Below are 19,620 nucleotides of genomic sequence, written 5' to 3' on the forward strand. Positions count from 1 at the left end.
GAATGGCGCTTACCAAAGCCGATTTAGCAGAACGTTTATTTACCAAGTTTGGCATCAGCAAGCGCGATGCAAAATTAATAGTCGAATCTTTTTTTGAAGAGATCCGCATTGCTTTGGAAGCAGGCGACCAGGTAAAACTGTCAGGTTTTGGTAATTTTGACCTGCGGGTAAAAAACCAAAGGCCAGGCCGTAACCCAAAAACAGGTGAAGATATTCCTATCTCTGCCCGTTGTGTGGTGACCTTCAGGCCAGGCCAGAAGTTGAAAAGCAGAGTCGAAGTAGGCACCGCCAAGAAGTAATGCCTTATCTTGTAGTTAAAAAAGGAGTGTCCTGAAGGTACACTCCTTTTTTATTGTAACCCCCGTCTAAGACGGTTCTGATCTGGTCCTTGTGTTGCGACTACCACTTTTTTGTACAAAAAGTCACAAGTTTTAATAAATTCAATCAATTGTAAAGAATATATAATAAATATATAACATTAATATAAAGACTAATCTTTATGCCTTGCTAAGTTTTGAGCCGCAGGATGCAACTTCACATCACGGACTTCAAAATTCTTACAAGGTACACATATGAAAAATAGAAACAAAGTACTGTTACTGGGAACTGCTGGTTGTTTTGCTTTATCCTTAACTTCAGTGGCTGTCGCTGCTGCAGTGGATGGACCAGAGTTTGTCACTGCTGCCAGTGTTGCTGCAATTGATCCAAGTGATGACAGTACCACGCGTTACATCGTTAAATATAAAGATGGCACTACAGGCTCTTTGCAAAACGGCGTTCAGTCCGCTCCGGCATTTTCAGTGCAAAGAGCCGAAACCTTTGCGCGGAAATACAAAGGTAAAGTCATCAGACACTTAAGTTCAGTCAAATCCAGTGTGCTGGAATTAAATCCACGCCAGTTACAAGCCATGGTGTCTGATCCGGAAGTGCAGTACATCGAAGTAGATCAAAAGCGTTATCTGTTTGACGTGATCACGCCTATGGCACAAAGCACGCCTTATGGTATTCCAATGGTTCAGGCCAATCTGGTCAGCGACAACAATGCCGCTAACACCCCGGTTTGTGTTATTGACACTGGCTATCGTCTAAATCATGTCGATTTACCGAGCTCAGGTGTGACAGGCTTTTCTTTCTCTGGTCATGGCGCCTGGTCGACAGATGGCAACGGTCATGGCACTCATGTTGCCGGTACTATGGTGGCGCTGAATAACAACGATGGCGTGGTGGGGGTATTACCTTCAGGTCAGGCTGGCGTCCACATTGTTAAAATATTTAACGACTCAGGCAACTGGACCTTTGCTTCTGATCTGATTGCAGGGATCCAGTCCTGTAAAGATGCTGGCGCTAAAGTGGTGAATATGAGTTTAGGGGGCAGCAGTTCCAGTCAGACTGAACAAACCGCCATGACTAATTTCTACAATAGCGGGATGTTATTGATTGCTGCCGCAGGCAATGCCGGTAATACCAGCTTGTCTTATCCTGCGTCATACAATGCGGTAGTTTCAGTGGCGGCTGTGGATTCAAACCGTAATCTGGCCAGTTTCTCCCAGCGTAACGCTCAGGTGGAATTGGCAGGCCCTGGTGTGGCTGTGAATTCAACCTGGAACAATGGTGGCTATAACAGCATCAGCGGTACCTCTATGGCATCTCCGCATGTTGCCGGTGTGGCTGCTTTAGTCTGGAGTAATCATCCACAATGTACAGCACCACAAATCCGTAGTGCTTTGCAAGTCACAGCGCAGGACAGGGGGACTGTCGGTCGGGATACCTCTTTTGGTTTTGGTATAGTTCAGGCCAAAGCAGCTGTAGATTATCTGACAGCCAATGGTTGTAGCGGTGGTGGTGGCGGTAATCCTCCTCCTACAGGTGGCGAAACTTTCCCTAACCTTTCAGCTACTACTGGCAACTGGTTACGGGGTTCTTACGTTATTCCATCTGGTGTCAGCACCTTAACCTTCACCATATCAGGTGGTTCAGGTGATGCAGACTTGTATGTTCGCTATAACAGCCAGCCTACAACCAGCCAATACAACTGCCGTCCTTATTTAAATGGCAATGCTGAGCAGTGTACTATCACTAATCCGCAGGCAGGTACCTGGCATATTGGCATCAGAGCTTACACGACTTTTAGTGGTGTAACTTTCAGTTATTCTTACTAATACAAAGCTCTTTTCGTACTGATAAAAGCTGTGCCATAAGGCGCAGCTTTTTGCCGTCCAGAAAAATATTCCGGTCAGTGGGAAAAGCCACTGGCGCTCATCCGGGCATTTGCAAAGTGTTGGTAATGTTTTAACCGACTTCGCTGTGCAGGCCATAGTCACTCTGTTCCGATCTGAACAAATGCTCATGACTAGTGTGTTACTGCCAAATATTTTAACTTGCAGTGATCCAATGAACCTGCTGATCTGTAAACAAATGTATTCATCTCCGTGATCTTCTCTGTGAGTCAGTATTATGAGTATCCAAATTGGTGTCAGCGCTTGTGTGCTTGGGCAAAAAGTACGTTTTGATGCCGGCCACAAAGCGTCAGACTTCTGCAACCGCACTCTTGCTCCTTTTGTGTCTTATGTGCCGGTCTGTCCTGAACAGGCCATAGGCTTAGGTGTGCCTCGTGCTGCTATTCGGCTTCAGCTCAATGCGGATCAGCAGGTTAGATTAGTAAACAGTAAAGACAGCAGCATCGATCACACCGATACCATGGAGCAATTTACCGACAAATTGCTGCCGGAATTAAAGCAGTTGTCTGGTTATATTGTTTGTGCCAAATCACCCAGCTGCGGTATGGAGCGGGTGCGTTTAAATGATCAACATGGCAATCAATTAGGCAAAGTTGGAGTCGGTGTTTTCACTCAGAAGCTGATGCATCGCTATCCCTGGTTACCTGTAGAAGAGGATGGCCGTTTACTTGACAGCAATTTAAAGGAAAACTTTGTCACCCGCATTTTTGCCTGCCACGACTACCAGCAAATGCTGCAATCGGGTTTTACTGTCGGTAAGTTAGTGGCTTTTCACAGTCGTTACAAATTTCTGGTGATGGCACATAGCCCAACGGCTTATCGTGAATTAGGTCGCTTAGTCGCTCAGGCGAAATTGTTTGAGCCAGATGAATTGGCGCAGCGTTATTTACTGCATTTAATGCAGGCCCTAAAGCAACAAGCAACCCGGAAGCAACAGGCCAATGTGCTGATGCATTTGCAGGGCTTTTTTAAGAAAATGCTCAGTAGCGAAGCCAAGCAGGAATTGCTGAAGCTGATCCATAAATACCGGCAGGGTCATTTGCCCTTACTGGCACCTTTGACACTATTGCGCCACCATTTGTCGCAACATCCACATCAGTATGTGGCGGCGCAGCAGTATCTACAGCCTTTCCCCGATGAATTGGGGTTACGCGCCTGATGAAAAATACAGCATTTTCTTTGGTTTTGCGTCGTAATTGTTTACGCCTTTGTCCTGATGAAAGAAGGAGAATTGCTTGATAAATACCGCATTTTCATTGGTCTGGTTGCGTAATGATTTGCGTGTTTATGACAATCAGGCCCTGTTTGAAGCCTGTCAGGCGGGTTTGCCTGTCGTGGCACTTTTTGTTGCAACTCCGGATAGTTGGCAGCAGCATTTTATGGCGCCGATTAAACAAGATTTTATTCGTCGCCGCGTTTTGCAGTTACAAACTGAACTGGCGTTGCTGAATATTCCTTTAGTGGCGGTTGAAGGCAGCCATTACGACGCTTTGCCTGCGCTGATGCAACAATTTATTGACGCTGGGGCTGAAGCTTTATATGGCCATAACGAATACGAACTACGTGAACGGCTTCGTGACAACAAGGTCAGTGCCACTTTTGCTGATGCCGGCAAAACCAGCTTTTGGTTTGATCGCAAAGCTGTTATGCCACCAGGTTCAATCTTGAGTAAAACCGGGGGTATTTATCAAATTTTTACACCCTTTAAGAAAACCTGGCTGGCGCGTTTGCGTGAAACCGGTGTGCGCTGTTTCCCTAAGCCCAAAGCTTTAGGTGACGTAACGCTGCAATTGCCTGCGTTGCCAGCAATGCAACAAGGGGATGGCAGTTCAGCAGCTTATGCGGTGGATGAGCTGCAGGTTCTGGATCAGATGCGGCAGTTTTGTCGTGACAAAGCGGCTTTTTATCAAACAGAGCGGGATTTTCCGGCTTTAGATGGTACTTCGTCTTTATCTGCGTATCTGGCGATAGGGGTTGTTTCAGCCCAGCAGTGCATCAGTCGTTTGCAACTGGAAGCGGCGAGCGACTGGGACAGAGAAAAATCTGGTGCTGCAGTCTGGCTGTCTGAGCTGGTATGGCGGGATTTTTATCATCATATTCTGATGGCTTTTCCGGATTTGATTAAACACAAAGCTTTCCAAAAAGATACAGATGGCATTGTCTGGCCTAATAATGCACAGCTGTTTCAGACCTGGTGTGAGGGCAAAACCGGTTATCCGATAGTGGATGCTGCTATGCGTCAGCTGAATCGAACCGGCTGGATGCACAACAGGTTACGCATGATAGTGGCCAGTTTTCTGGTGAAGGATTTGCATATCGACTGGCGCTGGGGCGAGCAGTATTTTATGTCGAAGCTGATTGATGGTGATTTTGCTGCCAATAATGGTGGTTGGCAATGGGCCGCTTCCACAGGCACAGACGCTGCACCTTATTTCCGCATTTTTAATCCTGTGACTCAAAGTGAACGTTTTGACCCGGACGGCGTATTTATAAAACGCATGCTGCCGGAGCTTGCTGATGTGCCAAAAAAGCAAATTCACTGGCCACATCCTTTGCCTCTGTGGAGTGACTATGTCAAACCCATAGTGGACCACAGCAAAGCAAGGCTTCGCACCTTAGAGTTATTTCATACTGTTAAAAAACCGCAGGATAAGTCTGATCATGAATGAACACCAAGCGACAAAACGGCTGGATGAATTTTTGAGCTTTTACAATAACCTGAGCCAGCACAACTTAAATTCACTGCAGCAGCTGTATGCTGCTAACGTTGAGTTTATCGACCCCGTTCATCATATGCTGGGGCTGGAGCAGTTACAGCAGTATTTCTCTCACGCTTATGCCAGATTAAGCAGCTGTCATTTTGTCGCAACCTCAAAAATAGCGAATGAAAGTCAGGGATGCCTGAGCTGGATCATGACCTTTACCCATGATGCGATTGGCAATGGTAAAGCGATTTCTGTGCATGGTTGCTCAATAGTGCACTGGAACAGCGAAGGCAAAATTGCGTACCACAGAGATTATTACGACTTAAATGAAATGGTACTGGAACATATTCCGCTGCTGGGTTGGGTCACAAAAAAAATTAAACAAAAAATGGCGAAGGAAGTGTAGATGAAGATAGCAGTAATAGGCGGTGGTATCTCTGGCATGATCAGCTGGTATTTGTTGCAGCGCCAGCATGATGTGACCTTATTTGAAGCCGGCTCTTATCTGGGGGGGCATACAGCCACAGTGGATGTACAGTTTGAGGGAAAAGACTACGCCATAGACACGGGTTTTATTGTGTTTAACAACTGGACTTATCCGCTGTTTAATAAATTTTTAGCCGAACTGGAGGTGGAATCACAGCCCACCCAAATGAGTTTTTCGGTGAAAAAAGCCGATACGGGCCTGGAATACAACGGCCATACGCTGTCGACTTTATTTGCCCAGCGCCGCAATCTGTTTCGCCCTTCATTTTGGCGTATGCTGCTTGATATTGTCCGGTTTAATAAATTAGGTAAAACACTGCTGGAACAAAATCATCCGGATCTGGACTTACTGATTGACGAGTTTCTGGCCAAACATAACTTAGGCAAAGAACTTCGTAATGACTATTTATTGCCTATGGGGGCCGCCATATGGTCGTCAGGCCTTGCAGATATGCCGTCATTTCCACTGCGGTTTTTCCTGAACTTCTTCAAAAACCATGGCTTGCTGAATGTGGCTGACAGGCCGCAGTGGTCGGTGATTAAAGGCGGGTCGCGGCAATATGTTCGTGCTTTGCTTACTACCCTTAATCCTGAGCAGGTACAGCTCAATAGTCCGGTAAAAGCAGTCACGCGACATGCAGATGGCGTCACGCTGGAGTTTACTGATGGTCGCACAGAGTCTTTTGACCAGGTGGTCTTTGCTTGCCATAGTGATCAAGCTTTGGCGCTGCTAAAAGACCCGACAGAGGCAGAGCGCCAGGTGTTGGGTGGTATTGCTTATCAGCAAAATGAAGTCATTTTACATACAGACCAGCGCATTTTACCCAAACGCAAAGCGGCCTGGGCTGCCTGGAATTACCATCTGACCGATGACGCTTCCAGTCATGCAACTTTAAGTTACAACATGAATATTCTGCAGGGCATTGAGGCTCCGGTGACTTTTGTTGTGACGCTGAACCATAGTCAGGCCATTGATCAGAGCAAAATTTTGAAACGTTTTCAGTACGATCATCCGATCTTTAACCACTGCACTATTGCAGCACAGCAACGCCGTGCTGAAATTAATGGTGTGAATAATAGCTGGTTTTGTGGTGCTTATTGGTACAATGGTTTCCATGAAGATGGGGTGCGAAGTGCAGTGGATATAGCCCATGCCATGGGAGTGGAGTTTTGATCCCATCAGGTCACGCGGTATTAACAGGTGAAGTAGGGCATAAGCGCTATCTGCCCAAAGTACATGGTTTTGACTACCAGGTGCACTACTTCTGGCTGGATCTGGACGAACTGGACCGTATTCCGGCTAAAGGCTGGTTATGGTCACAAGCACGATTTGCGGCCTGTAGTTATCGTCGTACTGACTATTTGCCCGGAGCAGCAGATTTAACTGAAGCTGTACGGCAAAAAGTGCGGGATTTAGGTTTTACAGGCGCTGTAGCTAAAGTCTGCATGATGAGCCCGCTGGCGAATTGGGGTTATTACTTTAGCCCTTTGACTTTGTATTACTGCTTTAATGCTACAAAACAGCTGGTGGCTTTGTTGGCTGAGGTGAGTAACACCCCCTGGAATGAACGACATTATTATCTGGTGCCTGTTGCTGACGCTGAACGCTCTCATTATCAGCATGATAAAGCCTTTCATGTGTCGCCTTTTAATCCTATGGATATGCAATACCACTGGGCAGTGCGGGCTGATGCAGAGCAACTGGAATTGAGTATCACTAATTTTAAAGCTGAACAAAAAGTGTTCAGCGCCTGGTTCCATCTGGGTGTGCAGCCTTTTAATCTGCCTTTGCTTAAAAGCTTACTGATCCGCCGTCCATGGCAAAACGTACAAGTGATGACCCGAATTTATTGGCATGCGATAAAACTGCTGTTCAAAGCAGTACCTGTGTATGGCCACCCTAAGTCAAAGGAAACACCAAGATGACGGTTTCTATTACCGGACAATGCCCTTTTCAAAATTTAAGTTGGTTTGATAAAACCTGTCGTACTCTGGTACTGAAACAGCTCAACCAGCTGCAATACGGTGCTATTTTACTGGTCGAAGGCCAGGAAGAAACCTTGTTGGGCGATGGAAGAGGCGAATTGCAAGCCACACTTACTGTATTGGATCCGGATTTTTATCAGAAACTTGCCTTTGCAGGTTCTGTAGGGGCTGGCGAGTCCTATATTCTGGGTCAGTGGCGCTGTGATCATTTAACAGTGCTGGTGCAATTGCTGGCCCGAAATGCCTCCTTGCTGGATAAACTCGAGTCGGCATGGGCGCGTTTAAGTAAACCAGCCTTAAAGTTACTGGACTGGCGTAATCGCAATACCAAAGAGCAGTCACGCAAAAATATTTCAGCGCATTACGATTTAGGTAATGCCATGTATCAGTTGTTTTTAGACCCAAGCATGATGTACTCCAGTGCTGTTTATGAAACTGAAAGCTGCACACTGGAGCAGGCACAGCTGAACAAGCTGAAATCTATTTGTGACAAGCTACAGCTAAAGCCCAGTGATCATCTGATAGAAATTGGCACTGGTTGGGGCAGTATGGCTATTTTTGCCGCCCGAAATTATGGCTGCAAAGTGACCACTACTACTATTTCCCGCGAACAACATGATTATGCCGCAGAAAGAATCCGCGAAGCAGGGCTGGAATCACAAATCACTTTGTTAATGGAAGACTACCGGGATTTAACTGGTACATATGACAAGCTGGTATCTATTGAAATGATTGAAGCCGTGGGTGATGAGTTTTTAGATCAGTACTTTGCCAAATGCTCAAGTTTACTCAAAGACGATGGTTTGATGGTGTTACAGGCCATCACCATAGCCGATCAGCGCTACAACCACTATGTCAAAGAAGTTGATTTTATTAAACGCTACATTTTTCCTGGCGGTTGTTTACCATCAATACAGCGCATGAGTAATGCGGTGGCAAATTACACGGATTTAGCACTGCGTCAGGTGCAGGACATTGGCCTGGACTATGCCCGAACCTTGCAGGACTGGTGTCATAATTTTATGGCGTCACGCGATAAATTGCATCAATTGGGCTATGACGATCAGTTTATCCGTCTCTGGCATTTTTACTTGTGTTACTGCGAAGGCGGCTTTTTGGAGAGAGCCACCAGTGCTGTGCATTTAGTCTTCACTAAACCTTTGAATAGGAACAAAATCTAACTTTTCGTTGCTTATTAAAGCGCGGTCGTCTATAACTTTGTACGTATTAATGTAGTAGAGTCTGTATGACGACCGTGACCACTTCACAGCCCCAAACTGATATCAGTGTTCTTCACGCTCAACTCCAGCTGTTACAGCAAGAAAATGCCAGACTTAGCTTAATTAATCAGTTTGCCATTGATCTGCATGAGTTGACGGGCGCGGATGATATTCTTAATTATGCTGCAAAACATGTCGTGGCAGGCTTAGGTTTTGTCGATTGTGCCATTTTTATTCTGGCACCGGATCGACACACACTAGTGCGTAAAGCAGGTACAGGTACCCGCGATTTACCTTCCCATTTAGGCATAGCTGAATTAAAAGTTGGTCATGGACTGGTGGGTTATGCCGCCAGCACCAAAGCTTCTGTGCTGGTGTCTGATACCAGAACTGATCCCCATTATCTGGCTGATTTAGTGCCCAGCTTGTCTGAGCTGGTTGTGCCTATTCTGGACGGTGATGAGGTGTTGGGGGTGATTGACTGTGAACACTCTCACATTAATTATTTTACTCTTGAACATCAGCAAATTCTTGAAGTGGTGGCCTCTATTCTAGCCAGTAAACTTCGAAAGTCGCAGATGCTGGACACTCTCGAGTCGTCAGTCAGTAAACTTGAATATGCAGAGCGTTTGCAAAAAGCCTTATACGAAATAGCCTCCTTCTCTTATTTTGCCAACGACTTTTCCGGTTTCTACAAAAGAATGCATCAAATCGTAAATTCACTGATTTATGCGCCAAACTTTTTTATTGCTTTGTACGATGATGAAGCCGAGTTACTACAATTTCCATACTTCGCCGATACCGAAGATGATTTGCATCCCGATCAGGTCTTTGGCAAAGATGTATTAGAGCATAGCCTGACGGGTCATGTGTTTCGCTCCAATAAGCCGTTATTGATCCTACGGGAAGAGATAGCGGCCTTTGAGCAAGAGTATGATGTTAACTCATACGGTTCTGAGCCTGAAGCCTGGTTAGGTGTGCCTTTTCAGTCCAGTGAAACAGTGCGTGGTGTGGTGGTGGTGCAAAGTTATGTCGCCAATATTCAATACACAGAACGTGATCTGGAGCTGATGATTTTTGTCTCCCAGCATATCTCCAACGCGCTGGAGCGGGTATTTTCCGAAAAACGTTTGCAGCATCAGGCACTGCATGACGCTTTAACGGCTTTACCCAACCGCAGTCTGTTGATGGACAGAATTGGGCAGGCGTTTAAACGAATGCAACGTTTTCCAGCCAATCATCTGGCGGTGATGTATCTGGATTTAGATCGTTTTAAGACGGTTAATGACACTTTAGGTCATCAGGTCGGCGATGATTTTCTGATTCAGGTTGGACGGGTGCTGAAACAATGTATGCGTCAGACCGATACACTGGCACGTTTAGGCGGCGATGAATTTGCCGTGGTACTGGAGGATGTGGCAGGGCTCTCTGATGTCACAGATGTAGCCCAACGTATTATTCAGGCGCTGCAGCAACCTTTATTGGTGGGGGACCATACGCTGCTGACCTCCTGCAGTATTGGTATAGCGCTGGCTAATTCAGGGGATCAACTGCAGTCAGCGGACGAGCTTATTCGCCGCGCTGATATCGCTATGTATCAGGCTAAACAGGATGGCCGTGGTGTGTACCGTATTTATTCTGCGGATATGCAGGCGCAGGAAAGTCAGGAATTCAAATTAGGACTGGAAATTAAAGCGGCTTTGGCGCAGCATCATTTTAAGCTGCATTATCAGCCTATTATCTGCCTGGAGACTGACGACACTCTGGGCTTTGAGGCGTTAATTCGCTGGACTCATCAGACTCAGGGCGCGATCACGCCAGATCAATTTATTCCTTTTGCCGAAAAAAACGGCTTGATAGGGCTGATCGATCATTATGTATTGTCGCAAAGTATCGAACAAATCCGTCTGTGGCGACAAAATTACGCCATGCCTTTTTATGTCAGCGTTAATGTGTCTGGCCTGGCATTTTCAGAGCCTGATTTTGCCACTGCTGTGATCCAGAAACTGGCCGAGGCTGATGTTCCAGCCCGTTATCTGGCGATAGAAATTACAGAGCGGGCACTGATTGAAAATATAGAACAAGCGCGTTTGTGTTTAAAACAGTTGCGCCAGCATGGCGTCAAAGTGTTGCTCGATGATTTTGGTACTGGCTACTCAAGTTTAAGTTATCTGAACGAATTTAAGCTGGACGTGCTAAAAATTGACCGTTCTTTTATTGCCAATATGAAACCCCGGATCCAGGATAACCCAGTGGTGAATACTGTGATTGCTTTGGCTAAAACTTTAAACTTAAAAGTAGTGGCAGAAGGGGTGGAAACCAGTTTGCAGCGGCAGTTATTAAAAGAACTGGGTTGTGACGCCGGACAGGGCTATTGGTTTGCTAAGGCCCTTCCGGCAGCCGATGCAATCAAATGGCTACGTTAAACAATGCGGATGTGTAGGGGCGGGGTTTATCCCCGCCCGTATCCGGTTAAAATTCGATTTCAAGCGGGCCACATTAAACCAGGCGGATCGCCTCTGCTTCAATAACGATTTGGCCAGCTTTATATAAAGCCCCTATGGCTTGTTTAAACATCTTTTTACTGACACCAAACTCACCGTAAATTTGCTCCGGCGTGCTTTTATCTGATAGCGGCAAGCTGCCACCTTTGTGCTTTAAACGCTCTAAAATCACATCAGTAAAGGCCTGAGCTTTTTCATAACCCGGCTTATCCAACATTAAGTCTATACGGAAGTCGTCACGCATTTTTTGTACATAAGCTGTGCCTTTGTAGCCGATACGCAGGGGTTTAAATACCTGATTTTTATACAACAAGCCCCAGTGTTTATGATCCACTACCACTTTGTAGCCGAGGTCAGTCTGTGATGCGACATAAAACTGCACTTCATCGCCGCTCTGATAATCCGGCGTGTCTTTGCCTATGTATCTGTCCAGCTTGGCTGAAGCGACAATGCGGTTACTTTTATCGACATAACAATACACCAGATAATATTTATCCAGCTGCATCGGAATTTGTTGTTCGCTAAAGGGCACCAGCAGGTCTTTTTTCAGACCCCAGTTTAAAAAGGCACCTACTTTGGTGATAGCCACAGCTTTGAGCTGTGCCACCTGACCCACCATAATGTAAGGTTTTTCTGTGGTGGCGATCAGCTGATCTTCAGAGTCCAGATACAGCAAGACGTCCAGCTCAGTGCCAATTTCAGTACCAGCAGGCACATAACGCTTAGGTAATAAAATATCACCCCAGCTTAAGCCATCTAAGTAAACGCCAAATTCGACCTGCTTTTTGACGGCCAGTTTGTTCAGTTTACCTAAAGCGAGTTGGGTCATGTGATTACTCCGATGCCAGCAAGGCTGGGGTTGACTGTTGAATAAATTGTAGTTGGACCTGTACGCTTTGGGCTGCATTGCCAAACCAGATCTGGCCTTCATTAATAGTGCATTGTAGCTGCATGCTTCTGTCGCATAATTTCGCCAGTTCTGCTGTATCCGCAGGAGACACCGCGACTATGGTCAGGTTTTTTAACTGACTTAAAGCTTTTTGCTCAGAGCTGTACCATTTATCGACCGCAGTGCCACCGTAAGCAACCAATAACAGCTGTTGTGTTTTATGACTGGCGCGGCGTAAGCGTTTTTCTTCCGGCAAACCCAGCTCAACCCAAAGCTGATAATCACCTGTCAGGTTTTGGCGATACAAAGCCCCTTCATCCTCATCAGAAATACCTTTACCAAAGCTCAAATCTTCATGGGCACACAAAGCAAAAGCCAGCAGACGTAACATCATACGCTCTGTGGTTTCAGAAGGATGCTGGGCAAGCGTCAGGTTATAGTCCTGATAATGATGGCGTGACATATCCGCCACAGCAAGGCTTGCTTTAAAAATGGTCGCCTTTAAGGCCATAACAATTCCGCAGAACAAATCAAAAGGGCGCTAGTGTACCTTGTTCGTCGGAATATTGCAGCTAACCTAAGCAACCTGAAGTTGAGCGACTCAGACCTGCAGTTGATGCTGCAGTTTTTGCCGAAGCGTTATACGGTTCCAGATTTTTTCATGGAAAAAGTAAGCTACAGTATTGATCGCAGGCTCTATGGTCGCCACTAAACCACCCACCAGCAGATCTCCGGTTAATAAATAGGTAACGCTAAAAGCGACGGTAAAATGCAGTACAGCAAAAGTCATAGTTTTTAACATAGTAGGGCTCCAGGTGTCGGAATTTGTTTTGAGCTTAGCCTGCTGTGCTTTTCATCAAAAACGAATTAATCCAATCGCTGCTATCGTTTTTTATGTTCAGCCGATCTTAAAACCACAGGTATGCGTATTAAAGCGGTAACAGGAGCATAAAATGAAATCACTTGAAGTTTTTTACGATGGCGGCTGCCCTTTGTGCCGGAAGGAAATTGCTTATTTTCGTGCTTTAAAAAGCCGGATACCTGTGATCTGGCTGGATTTAACCGATTTAAATGCAGAGCTGCCTGATGATTTGGACAGATGCAATGCGCTTGCGCGTATGCATGTACGGGTTGACGGGCAGAGCTATTACAGAGGAGCTGCAGCTTTTGCCATGCTCTGGTCGCAATTTGCATATTGGCGTATGCTGGGGCTGTTTTTAAGAATTCCGCCCGTCACCTGCTGCGCTAACTGGCTTTATCACATTTTTTTGAAGTTAAGACCGCACCTTCAGCGCTGGGTACAAACACAGGAGAAACCCTGATGGGGTTAGATTGTCGTGACTTGTTAGATGTCAAAGAATATGAATTTCTAATCAACTGGTTTATGCGTAAACAAAAGCAGCATCAGTTGGCTCAACTGCAAGAGCCTTACAGCTATGATGGTTTTTCGGAATATGATCAAAAGGTCAATCAACTGATTGCCGAAGCGACCATTGCCTTTGTCGAAACCTTTCATCGCCAGGCTCCGGCTTTGGTTTTTACCAACTTATTTCATTTAGCTGAACTTGAGCTGCAGGGCAAACGTGATCTGCTGATCAAAGCCCCTAAAAAACTGCAGTAAGGGCAGACCATCAATAAAAAAACCACCGCGCGGTGGTTTTTTAAAGCCTTCCTCTGCAGCTACTGCTGTACCCGCTTTAATGCGTCGGTCAACTGCGGAATATCCAGCTTTTCATTCAGTGGCACCAGGGTGCCTGCAGACCAGACTCCATAGCTGCCATCCTCACGCACTAGAATCATTTTGTCTTTTTTAAAGCTGACCAGCTGGTGCGGTAATAAATTCAGCTTTGGATAAGCAGAAGGTGTAAACCAGTTATCACCAGGCCAGTTGCTGTGGCAGCCAAGTTGAGCCAACAGAGTAGGGATCAGATCCAGATGTTGGGTCACTGTATTGGATATAGCCCTATGTAAAGCCGGCCAACGGCTGTAAAGCTGAGCTGGTGCCAGGTCAAATTGTGAATCCCTGGCCTGCAGAGTCAGCACCAGCAGCTGTTGCCCTTGATCCGACTGAGTTAAGTCTGTGGCTAAATCGCTGCTGAACTTAATCTGCAGTGGCGCCGTAGTATCCGGGCTTAAAGCTAACCAGGGCAGTAGTTGTTGGAATTGTGCGTCACTGGCGCTGATACTCAGTTGTCCTGCTGGCAATTGCTCCATCCAGACAGGAGCTTGCTGTAACGTAAGATCCATGTCTTTATTCAGCTGCATGCTGCCATAGAGTAAATTCAGCAAGGCGCTGGGGGCTTCTACAGGCGAAAAATGCAGCGGGTGTGCTTTGAAGTTGTGTTGTTCTAAAAACGCTGTATCAAGAGCTGATAAAGCGGGCACAATCAGCACTGTGACGGCTTCAGTTTGTTGATTGACGCATTGCAGAGTTTCGGGTTCACGCCAGTTGGTCGGGCGTTGCAACTGCTCTGCTTTGGTTTCCTGTAAACGGGATAAATCCAGCACATTGTATTTGGCTAAAAATGTATTGGCTGTCGCCGGATAAGTAAAAGGCAACACATTGTCTTGTTTCAGCACATCCAGATCCAGTTGAGCATCAGCCCAGATATGCAAGCTATGACTGGTCACAAAACACCCCAAAAACAGATAAAGCGCGGGTTGACCTAAACCAGAGGCCTGCAGTCGTGGCACTTTTTTCCAGCATAAATTACTTAACACCAGCTCTATGGCTAATAACAAAGCCGCGACCACTGAAGTGATCAGAATAAAATTACGCAGATTGGTGACCACCTGCTGGCGTAATAAATCTATGGTTTGTTCGCTGGAGGTGCTGCCGACATGGTAACCAAGGGCCTGATAGACATAAGCGTCAAAAATCAGTGCGACCAGGCCTAAGGTGGCTAAAGTGGCGGCTATACCCCGAACATGGCGCTGGTACGGAAAAATAAGGGTGACAGGGAATATCGTCAGAATAAAAAACAAAAAACATAAAAAGGCAGTGTGGCCCAGCCAGTTGGTCACAAGATACAACCAGCCGGTGATACTTTGTGGCAAAGGTTCTGCCCACCAGTAGGCTGATGTGATCAGCAGCGCCAGCAGGATATTAAAAAAAGTAAACCAGTGACCCCAGTTCAGCAGGCGGTTTACTTTATTGACCAATGACAGGTTTTGTTCCAGCACCATAAAGTTATAGTTTCTTGCTGTTGACGGCGTCTTTTAACGCCTGACCAAAATGAGTCACCACATCCATACGCTGAGCAGCAGGAACACTGGTATTGATAATATGACTGATGGTATTGCCTAAACACATCAGGCTTAATTCCGTTGTCGCATCCTCTGAGCGTAATTGCTCCAGCAGAGTGTTAACGATCTTTTCAATTTGGTCGGTCGAATACTTTGATACAATAGGCATGAAGGTCTCTGCTCGAAATAAAATGGAACAGCGGGGAATACTAGCAGAATTAGCTGAGAACAGGAAAATATATGTCCGTCGATGTGTTGCATCTGGCAATAAATTTTATCGAAAGTACTGAAAGTGAGCAGTTGCAGGCGCAATTTCGTCAGGAGTTGGTGCCGGTATCGCAATCTGTGGCGCATTTAATCGAGCAACTGCATTTAGCCTATAACGGCAAACCAGCCAAAGGTTATGCAACTTTTGCTGACGACTTACAGGACAGAATGGCGCTGCCTTTAGCTCAGTGGCAAGCTCAGGAACGCAGTTTTCTGCAGCTGGCAGAACAAGCCACCAGTCAGTTGGTGGTGCAACTGGTGCAGCACCAAATTCAGGAAACCGGCTATTTTATGCTCTGTCATTATCGGTATCTGGCAACTGAATATGTGCTGGTGACTTTATTAGGCAGCAAAGATCACTTCAGTGTGACACCGGAGTTATTACTTTCCACCGATCAGCATCTGGATATAGCCCGGATGCAGCTGGCCGCTCGTATTGATTTAACCGAATACCAAACCAGCCCAGAGCAAAACAAATACATTTCCTTTATTCGTGGCAGAGCAGGGCGCAAAGTCGCTGACTTTTTCCTCGACTTTTTAGGTTGTGCTGAAGGCATGGTCGCCAAAGAGCAAAGCAAAGTGGTATTGGCTTCTGTCGAAGAATATTTGTCGGCTTCTGATTACGACGCCAGCGAAAAATCTGCTGTGCGTAAGCAAGTCTATGATTACTGTGAAGAGCAAACCAAACAAGGTTTGGATGTGCATTTACAGGAACTGTCGGCCACGATCGACAGCAGTGATGCCCGTGCTTTTACTGATTATTGTGCAGAGCAGAATATTGAAGTACCTGACCAATTCCCGGTGGATGTAAAAGAGTTAAAAACCCTGGTGAAGTTTTCAGGTGCTGGTGGGGGCGTCAGTATCAGCTTTGAACAAAAGCATTTAGGCGAACGTATCCGCTACGATATGGAAAAAGATCTGCTGATTATTCAGGGCGTTCCGCCGAATTTAAAAGATCAGCTGCAACGCTTTTTAAAAGGTTTTTCCAGTTTTGACAACAAAGGCTAAAACGCTAGTCACTACCACCACTGCTGCCGTCAGAGCCACCCTCTGATGAGCTGTGGTGGTCAGTATCAAGCTGTTTGCTCTTGTTTACTTCTGTACCGCTGCCCGCCACTATAGCTCCGGTGACGCCACCTTCAGTGGTTTTTTTCTGTCTGAATTCTTGTTGTGGTTTTTGCTGCCGCAGCTTTTTATTACGACGCAATAACCACAAGTTAGCCACTACCAGGCCAGCAATGATCAGAAGGGTCCACCACAGCGTCACTGTCATTTTTTATTCCTTACAAATGGTGCAAACATAACGCTGAAAAATCAGCGGCAGATGGTCAAGCAGCAAAGCTTTATCCGGTAGTTCACTCTGGGCTATAGCGTCAAACAGCATGCTGTGCTCAAAGGACTTTAAATACCCCTCGGCCAAAGGACGGTAGCTTAAATGCCAGGCTTCTTTTGCCACGCCGCCCTGATCGTATAAATAAGGACGGAAAAAGCCAAAAGGTGCTGCATGCTGTTGCAGCCACTGATCCAAAGCGTAAAAAGGACCACCTTGTTGATACTCAGCATCCAGTAATTGCACCTGATAATCAGCTGCTACTGCTGCCTTGTCAAATACGTCCAGATCCGTGCCCCAATGATGGCGGCTGGCGCCAGGCAAAGCAGAGTACAACAAAATAGCTTCCACTTTGGCAAAGCCAGTTAAGCTATGGATATCAACCTGTTGCTGAGCCTTGTTGTAGACAGGGCGCAGACCTGTATATTTAGCTGTCCAAATTCTCGCCTGCTGGGCAAAAGAGCGGTACGACGAAACCAAGGCCAATTCGATGCCATCCAAAGCAGCTGCCTGTTGCATCTTCAGATAAGCGGCTTTGACGTCCGGCATTAATCGATGCTTCAGCTCCAGTTCGACCAGAGCTGATTCGTCAAAGCCTGTCAGAAGCTTAGCTATATTCATTTGGCAACCAGTTGCTGCAATATATGCTGATACATATCGGCTAAAGGCTCCAAATCGTCCACAGCCACGCATTCGTTTATTTTGTGAATGGTGCCATTACAAGGCCCGAGTTCCAGCACCTGAGCGCCTGTAGGTGCAATAAAACGACCATCTGAAGTACCGCCCGAGGTTTCGAGTGACGGGGCAAAGCCTTTTACTTGTTGCACTGCATGCACAGCAGCAGCCACCAGCTCACCACTGTCGGTCAGGAAAGGCAGGCCATTAAATACCCAGTCGATACTGTAGTTCAGGCCATGCTGATCCAGAATCGCCAGAACCCGCTGTTGCAACTGCTCTGCTGTCACTTCAGTGCTGTAACGGAAGTTAAAGGTCAGTTGCACATCGCCAGGTACTACGTTAGTGGCCCCGGTGCCGGCATGAATATTGGAGATCTGAAAACTGGTTGCTGGGAAATAAGCATTGCCTTGATCCCAGACTGTTTGCGCTAATTCCGCAAGAGCAGGAGCTGCTTTATGAATAGGGTTGTCCACCAGGTGTGGATAAGCCACATGGCCCTGAATACCTTTAACGGTCAGATAACCTGTTAAAGAACCCCGACGGCCATTTTTAATCACATCGCCCAACTGTTGGCTGCTGGATGGCTCGCCCACTAAACACCATGTTATTTTTTCCTGACGGCTTTCCAGCACTTCGATCACTCGTTTAGTGCCATTGATAAAAGGGCCTTCTTCATCGCTGGTAATTAAAAAGGCAATATCACCTGTAAGCTCCGGATTAGACGCTAAAAAACGCTCTGTCGCCACCACCATAGCGGCTAAACTGCCTTTCATATCTGCTGCGCCACGGCCATATAACATACCATCACGAATTGCAGGCTGAAATGGCGGGCTGGTCCATTGATCAAGTGGTCCTGTTGGAACTACATCGGTATGACCAGCAAAACAAAATAAAGGTTTACCCTGACCTCTGCGCGCCCATAAATTCAGTGTGTCTTCAAAAAACATTGACTCAATAGTAAAACCTAAGGCTTCAAGGCGCTGCGCCATTAATTGCTGGCAACCTGCATCCTCCGGTGTGACCGACTGGCGGCTGATTAAGTCTTTGGTCAGATCTAGTACTGCTGTGCTCATGCGGAGATCCCAAAAATTGTCTGATAATTTTGTTCTGAAAAACCAAGATGAAAAGTGCCATTGTGTTCAAGTACTGGTCGCTTTATCAAGGCTGGTTGCGCCAGCATCAGTGCCACAGCTTTTTCAGCTGTCATGTTGTCTTTGTCTGGATCCGGCAAGGCCCTGTAGGTGGTGCCTTTAGTATTGAGCAGTTGTTGCCACTGCAACTGCTGCATAAATTCGGCTAAAAGTGCAGCACTGATCCCATCCTGACGATAATCAATATACTGGTGTGGCAGTTGTTGCTGCTCAAGCCATTTGCGGGCTTTTTTGATAGTGTCACAATTTTTGATGCCATAAATGCGGGTCATAAAGCCATAAGTCCTAAGCGCTAACCAATTGAATAGCCAACAAGTCATCCTGTAGCGCCTGATGATAACCTGCACGGCAATGAATACTATGAATTTTGGAATGGGGGGCAATACGTAAAAACAATCCGAAGCTCTGACCAGGCTGACTGAGCAGCGCCTTATCGTAATGCAGCAAGGCTTGTCCTGCCTGAACATTAGTTTGCTCGCCGACCAGCCAGTGAAACCCCAGGCCATGTTTATCCTGACAATAAAGTGGAAAATCCAGCACAAGTTTCAGTCCGCTGGAGTGGATAAACTGCAAATGTTGGCCTGTCTGATTTTTCCGGCTGAACAAGGCCGTAAAGGGGCTGTATAAAGTAGTGCCACGCAATTCAAGCCAAAGTCCATCGCCCTGTAAGCCTGATGCCATCAGGGGATCTGTACTGTCCATACGGTTGTGGCTGAACGCATCAACCGGACTTCTGATCCGTAACTTTAACTGTGGATCCAGACTGGTATGCCAGTGCAACAGGCTAAAAGGGCTGAACATGGGCAAAAACATTTAAAGGAATATGGCTTGATAGTAACGAAAAAAACGGAATTTGGCGAAGACTTCCTGTAAGCCGGATTATTTTTCCGGCTTTTAGTCAGGCGGCAGAACTTGTGCAGA

The 19,620-nt window shown here is 46.4% G+C and carries 22 protein-coding genes; 12 read left to right on the top strand and 10 right to left on the bottom strand.

Features of this window, described 5'->3' with window-relative positions:
• Positions 1-2: 2 nt before the first annotated feature.
• The 9 genes from ihfA to J2W69_RS01905 all read left to right on the top strand — a co-directional run bounded on the left by ihfA (position 3) and on the right by J2W69_RS01905 (position 11,060).
• Complete coding sequence (ihfA, locus tag J2W69_RS01865) at positions 3-299, top strand: integration host factor subunit alpha (RefSeq protein ID WP_008898181.1); 297 nt, start codon at positions 3-5, stop codon at positions 297-299.
• Between the two features lie 273 nt (positions 300-572).
• Positions 573-2,159 carry a S8 family serine peptidase gene (locus tag J2W69_RS01870; RefSeq protein WP_310274005.1) on the top strand — a complete coding sequence of 529 codons (1,587 nt, stop codon included), beginning with the start codon at positions 573-575 and terminating at the stop codon, positions 2,157-2,159.
• 295 nt (positions 2,160-2,454) lie between these two features.
• A complete protein-coding gene (locus tag J2W69_RS01875; RefSeq protein WP_310274008.1) occupies positions 2,455-3,396 on the top strand; it encodes a YbgA family protein in 942 nt (313 codons plus the stop codon).
• 76 nt (positions 3,397-3,472) lie between these two features.
• Positions 3,473-4,906, top strand: coding sequence for a deoxyribodipyrimidine photo-lyase (gene phrB, locus J2W69_RS01880; RefSeq protein WP_310274011.1), 1,434 nt, complete (start codon positions 3,473-3,475; stop codon positions 4,904-4,906).
• Positions 4,899-5,348, top strand: a complete 450-nt coding sequence (locus J2W69_RS01885) for a nuclear transport factor 2 family protein (protein ID WP_310274013.1) — start codon at positions 4,899-4,901, stop codon at positions 5,346-5,348. Before phrB ends, J2W69_RS01885 begins: the two co-directional genes overlap by 8 nt.
• Positions 5,349-6,602 (top strand): NAD(P)/FAD-dependent oxidoreductase, encoded by a 1,254-nt coding sequence (locus J2W69_RS01890; protein ID WP_310274014.1) that lies wholly within the window; start codon positions 5,349-5,351, stop codon positions 6,600-6,602.
• On the top strand, positions 6,599-7,354 hold the full coding sequence (locus J2W69_RS01895) for a DUF1365 domain-containing protein (protein ID WP_310274016.1): 756 nt from the start codon (positions 6,599-6,601) through the stop codon (positions 7,352-7,354). The genes J2W69_RS01890 and J2W69_RS01895 overlap by 4 nt, the downstream gene beginning before the upstream one ends.
• The gene (locus tag J2W69_RS01900) at positions 7,351-8,595 is read left to right on the top strand and encodes a class I SAM-dependent methyltransferase (protein ID WP_310274018.1); all 1,245 of its coding nucleotides are present in this window, start codon (positions 7,351-7,353) and stop codon (positions 8,593-8,595) included. Before J2W69_RS01895 ends, J2W69_RS01900 begins: the two co-directional genes overlap by 4 nt.
• A 65-nt stretch (positions 8,596-8,660) precedes the next feature.
• Positions 8,661-11,060 carry an EAL domain-containing protein gene (locus J2W69_RS01905; protein ID WP_310274019.1) on the top strand — a complete coding sequence of 800 codons (2,400 nt, stop codon included), beginning with the start codon at positions 8,661-8,663 and terminating at the stop codon, positions 11,058-11,060.
• A gap of 73 nt (positions 11,061-11,133) precedes the next feature.
• Here the strand turns inward: J2W69_RS01905 and J2W69_RS01910 are convergent, their stop codons facing one another.
• From J2W69_RS01910 to J2W69_RS01920, 3 genes are all read right to left on the bottom strand, one after another.
• On the bottom strand, positions 11,134-11,967 hold the full coding sequence (locus J2W69_RS01910) for a CvfB family protein (RefSeq protein ID WP_310274020.1): 834 nt from the start codon (positions 11,965-11,967) through the stop codon (positions 11,134-11,136).
• A gap of 4 nt (positions 11,968-11,971) precedes the next feature.
• The gene (locus J2W69_RS01915; RefSeq protein ID WP_310274021.1) at positions 11,972-12,538 is read right to left on the bottom strand and encodes a YaeQ family protein; all 567 of its coding nucleotides are present in this window, start codon (positions 12,536-12,538) and stop codon (positions 11,972-11,974) included.
• 90 nt (positions 12,539-12,628) lie between these two features.
• Entirely contained in the window at positions 12,629-12,829 is a 201-nt protein-coding gene (locus tag J2W69_RS01920; RefSeq protein ID WP_310274022.1) for a DUF2061 domain-containing protein, read from the bottom strand.
• A gap of 151 nt (positions 12,830-12,980) precedes the next feature.
• Here J2W69_RS01920 and J2W69_RS01925 point away from each other — a divergent pair, with 151 nt between their 5' ends.
• Both J2W69_RS01925 and J2W69_RS01930 read left to right on the top strand, forming a co-directional pair.
• Entirely contained in the window at positions 12,981-13,349 is a 369-nt protein-coding gene (locus J2W69_RS01925; protein ID WP_310274023.1) for a thiol-disulfide oxidoreductase DCC family protein, read from the top strand.
• Positions 13,349-13,648 carry a hypothetical protein gene (locus J2W69_RS01930; protein WP_310274024.1) on the top strand — a complete coding sequence of 100 codons (300 nt, stop codon included), beginning with the start codon at positions 13,349-13,351 and terminating at the stop codon, positions 13,646-13,648. The genes J2W69_RS01925 and J2W69_RS01930 overlap by 1 nt, the downstream gene beginning before the upstream one ends.
• Before the next feature lie 59 nt (positions 13,649-13,707).
• Here the strand turns inward: J2W69_RS01930 and J2W69_RS01935 are convergent, their stop codons facing one another.
• Complete coding sequence (locus J2W69_RS01935; RefSeq protein ID WP_310274025.1) at positions 13,708-15,213, bottom strand: DUF3413 domain-containing protein; 1,506 nt, start codon at positions 15,211-15,213, stop codon at positions 13,708-13,710.
• 4 nt (positions 15,214-15,217) lie between these two features.
• Complete coding sequence (locus tag J2W69_RS01940; RefSeq protein ID WP_310274027.1) at positions 15,218-15,442, bottom strand: YejL family protein; 225 nt, start codon at positions 15,440-15,442, stop codon at positions 15,218-15,220.
• 71 nt (positions 15,443-15,513) lie between these two features.
• On the opposite strand from J2W69_RS01940, the gene yejK reads away from it, so the two are divergent.
• Positions 15,514-16,548, top strand: a complete 1,035-nt coding sequence (gene yejK / locus J2W69_RS01945) for a nucleoid-associated protein YejK (protein ID WP_310274029.1) — start codon at positions 15,514-15,516, stop codon at positions 16,546-16,548.
• Between the two features lie 4 nt (positions 16,549-16,552).
• Here the strand turns inward: yejK and J2W69_RS01950 are convergent, their stop codons facing one another.
• The 5 genes from J2W69_RS01950 to J2W69_RS01970 are packed head-to-tail and all read right to left on the bottom strand — an operon-like array spanning position 16,553 to position 19,500.
• Positions 16,553-16,813 (bottom strand): hypothetical protein, encoded by a 261-nt coding sequence (locus tag J2W69_RS01950; protein ID WP_310274031.1) that lies wholly within the window; start codon positions 16,811-16,813, stop codon positions 16,553-16,555.
• A 3-nt stretch (positions 16,814-16,816) separates the two neighbouring features.
• Positions 16,817-17,491 (bottom strand): M15 family metallopeptidase, encoded by a 675-nt coding sequence (locus tag J2W69_RS01955; protein WP_310274033.1) that lies wholly within the window; start codon positions 17,489-17,491, stop codon positions 16,817-16,819.
• On the bottom strand, positions 17,488-18,621 hold the full coding sequence (gene dapE / locus J2W69_RS01960) for a succinyl-diaminopimelate desuccinylase (protein ID WP_310274035.1): 1,134 nt from the start codon (positions 18,619-18,621) through the stop codon (positions 17,488-17,490). The genes J2W69_RS01955 and dapE overlap by 4 nt, the downstream gene beginning before the upstream one ends.
• Positions 18,618-18,971, bottom strand: a complete 354-nt coding sequence (locus tag J2W69_RS01965) for an ArsC family reductase (RefSeq protein ID WP_310274037.1) — start codon at positions 18,969-18,971, stop codon at positions 18,618-18,620. Before J2W69_RS01965 ends, dapE begins: the two co-directional genes overlap by 4 nt.
• A gap of 13 nt (positions 18,972-18,984) precedes the next feature.
• The gene (locus J2W69_RS01970; RefSeq protein ID WP_310274039.1) at positions 18,985-19,500 is read right to left on the bottom strand and encodes a PTS glucose transporter subunit IIA; all 516 of its coding nucleotides are present in this window, start codon (positions 19,498-19,500) and stop codon (positions 18,985-18,987) included.
• Positions 19,501-19,620: the final 120 nt, after the last annotated feature.

It is taken from the genome of Rheinheimera soli (assembly GCF_031457405.1).
Taxonomy (GTDB): domain Bacteria; phylum Pseudomonadota; class Gammaproteobacteria; order Enterobacterales; family Alteromonadaceae; genus Pararheinheimera; species Pararheinheimera soli_A.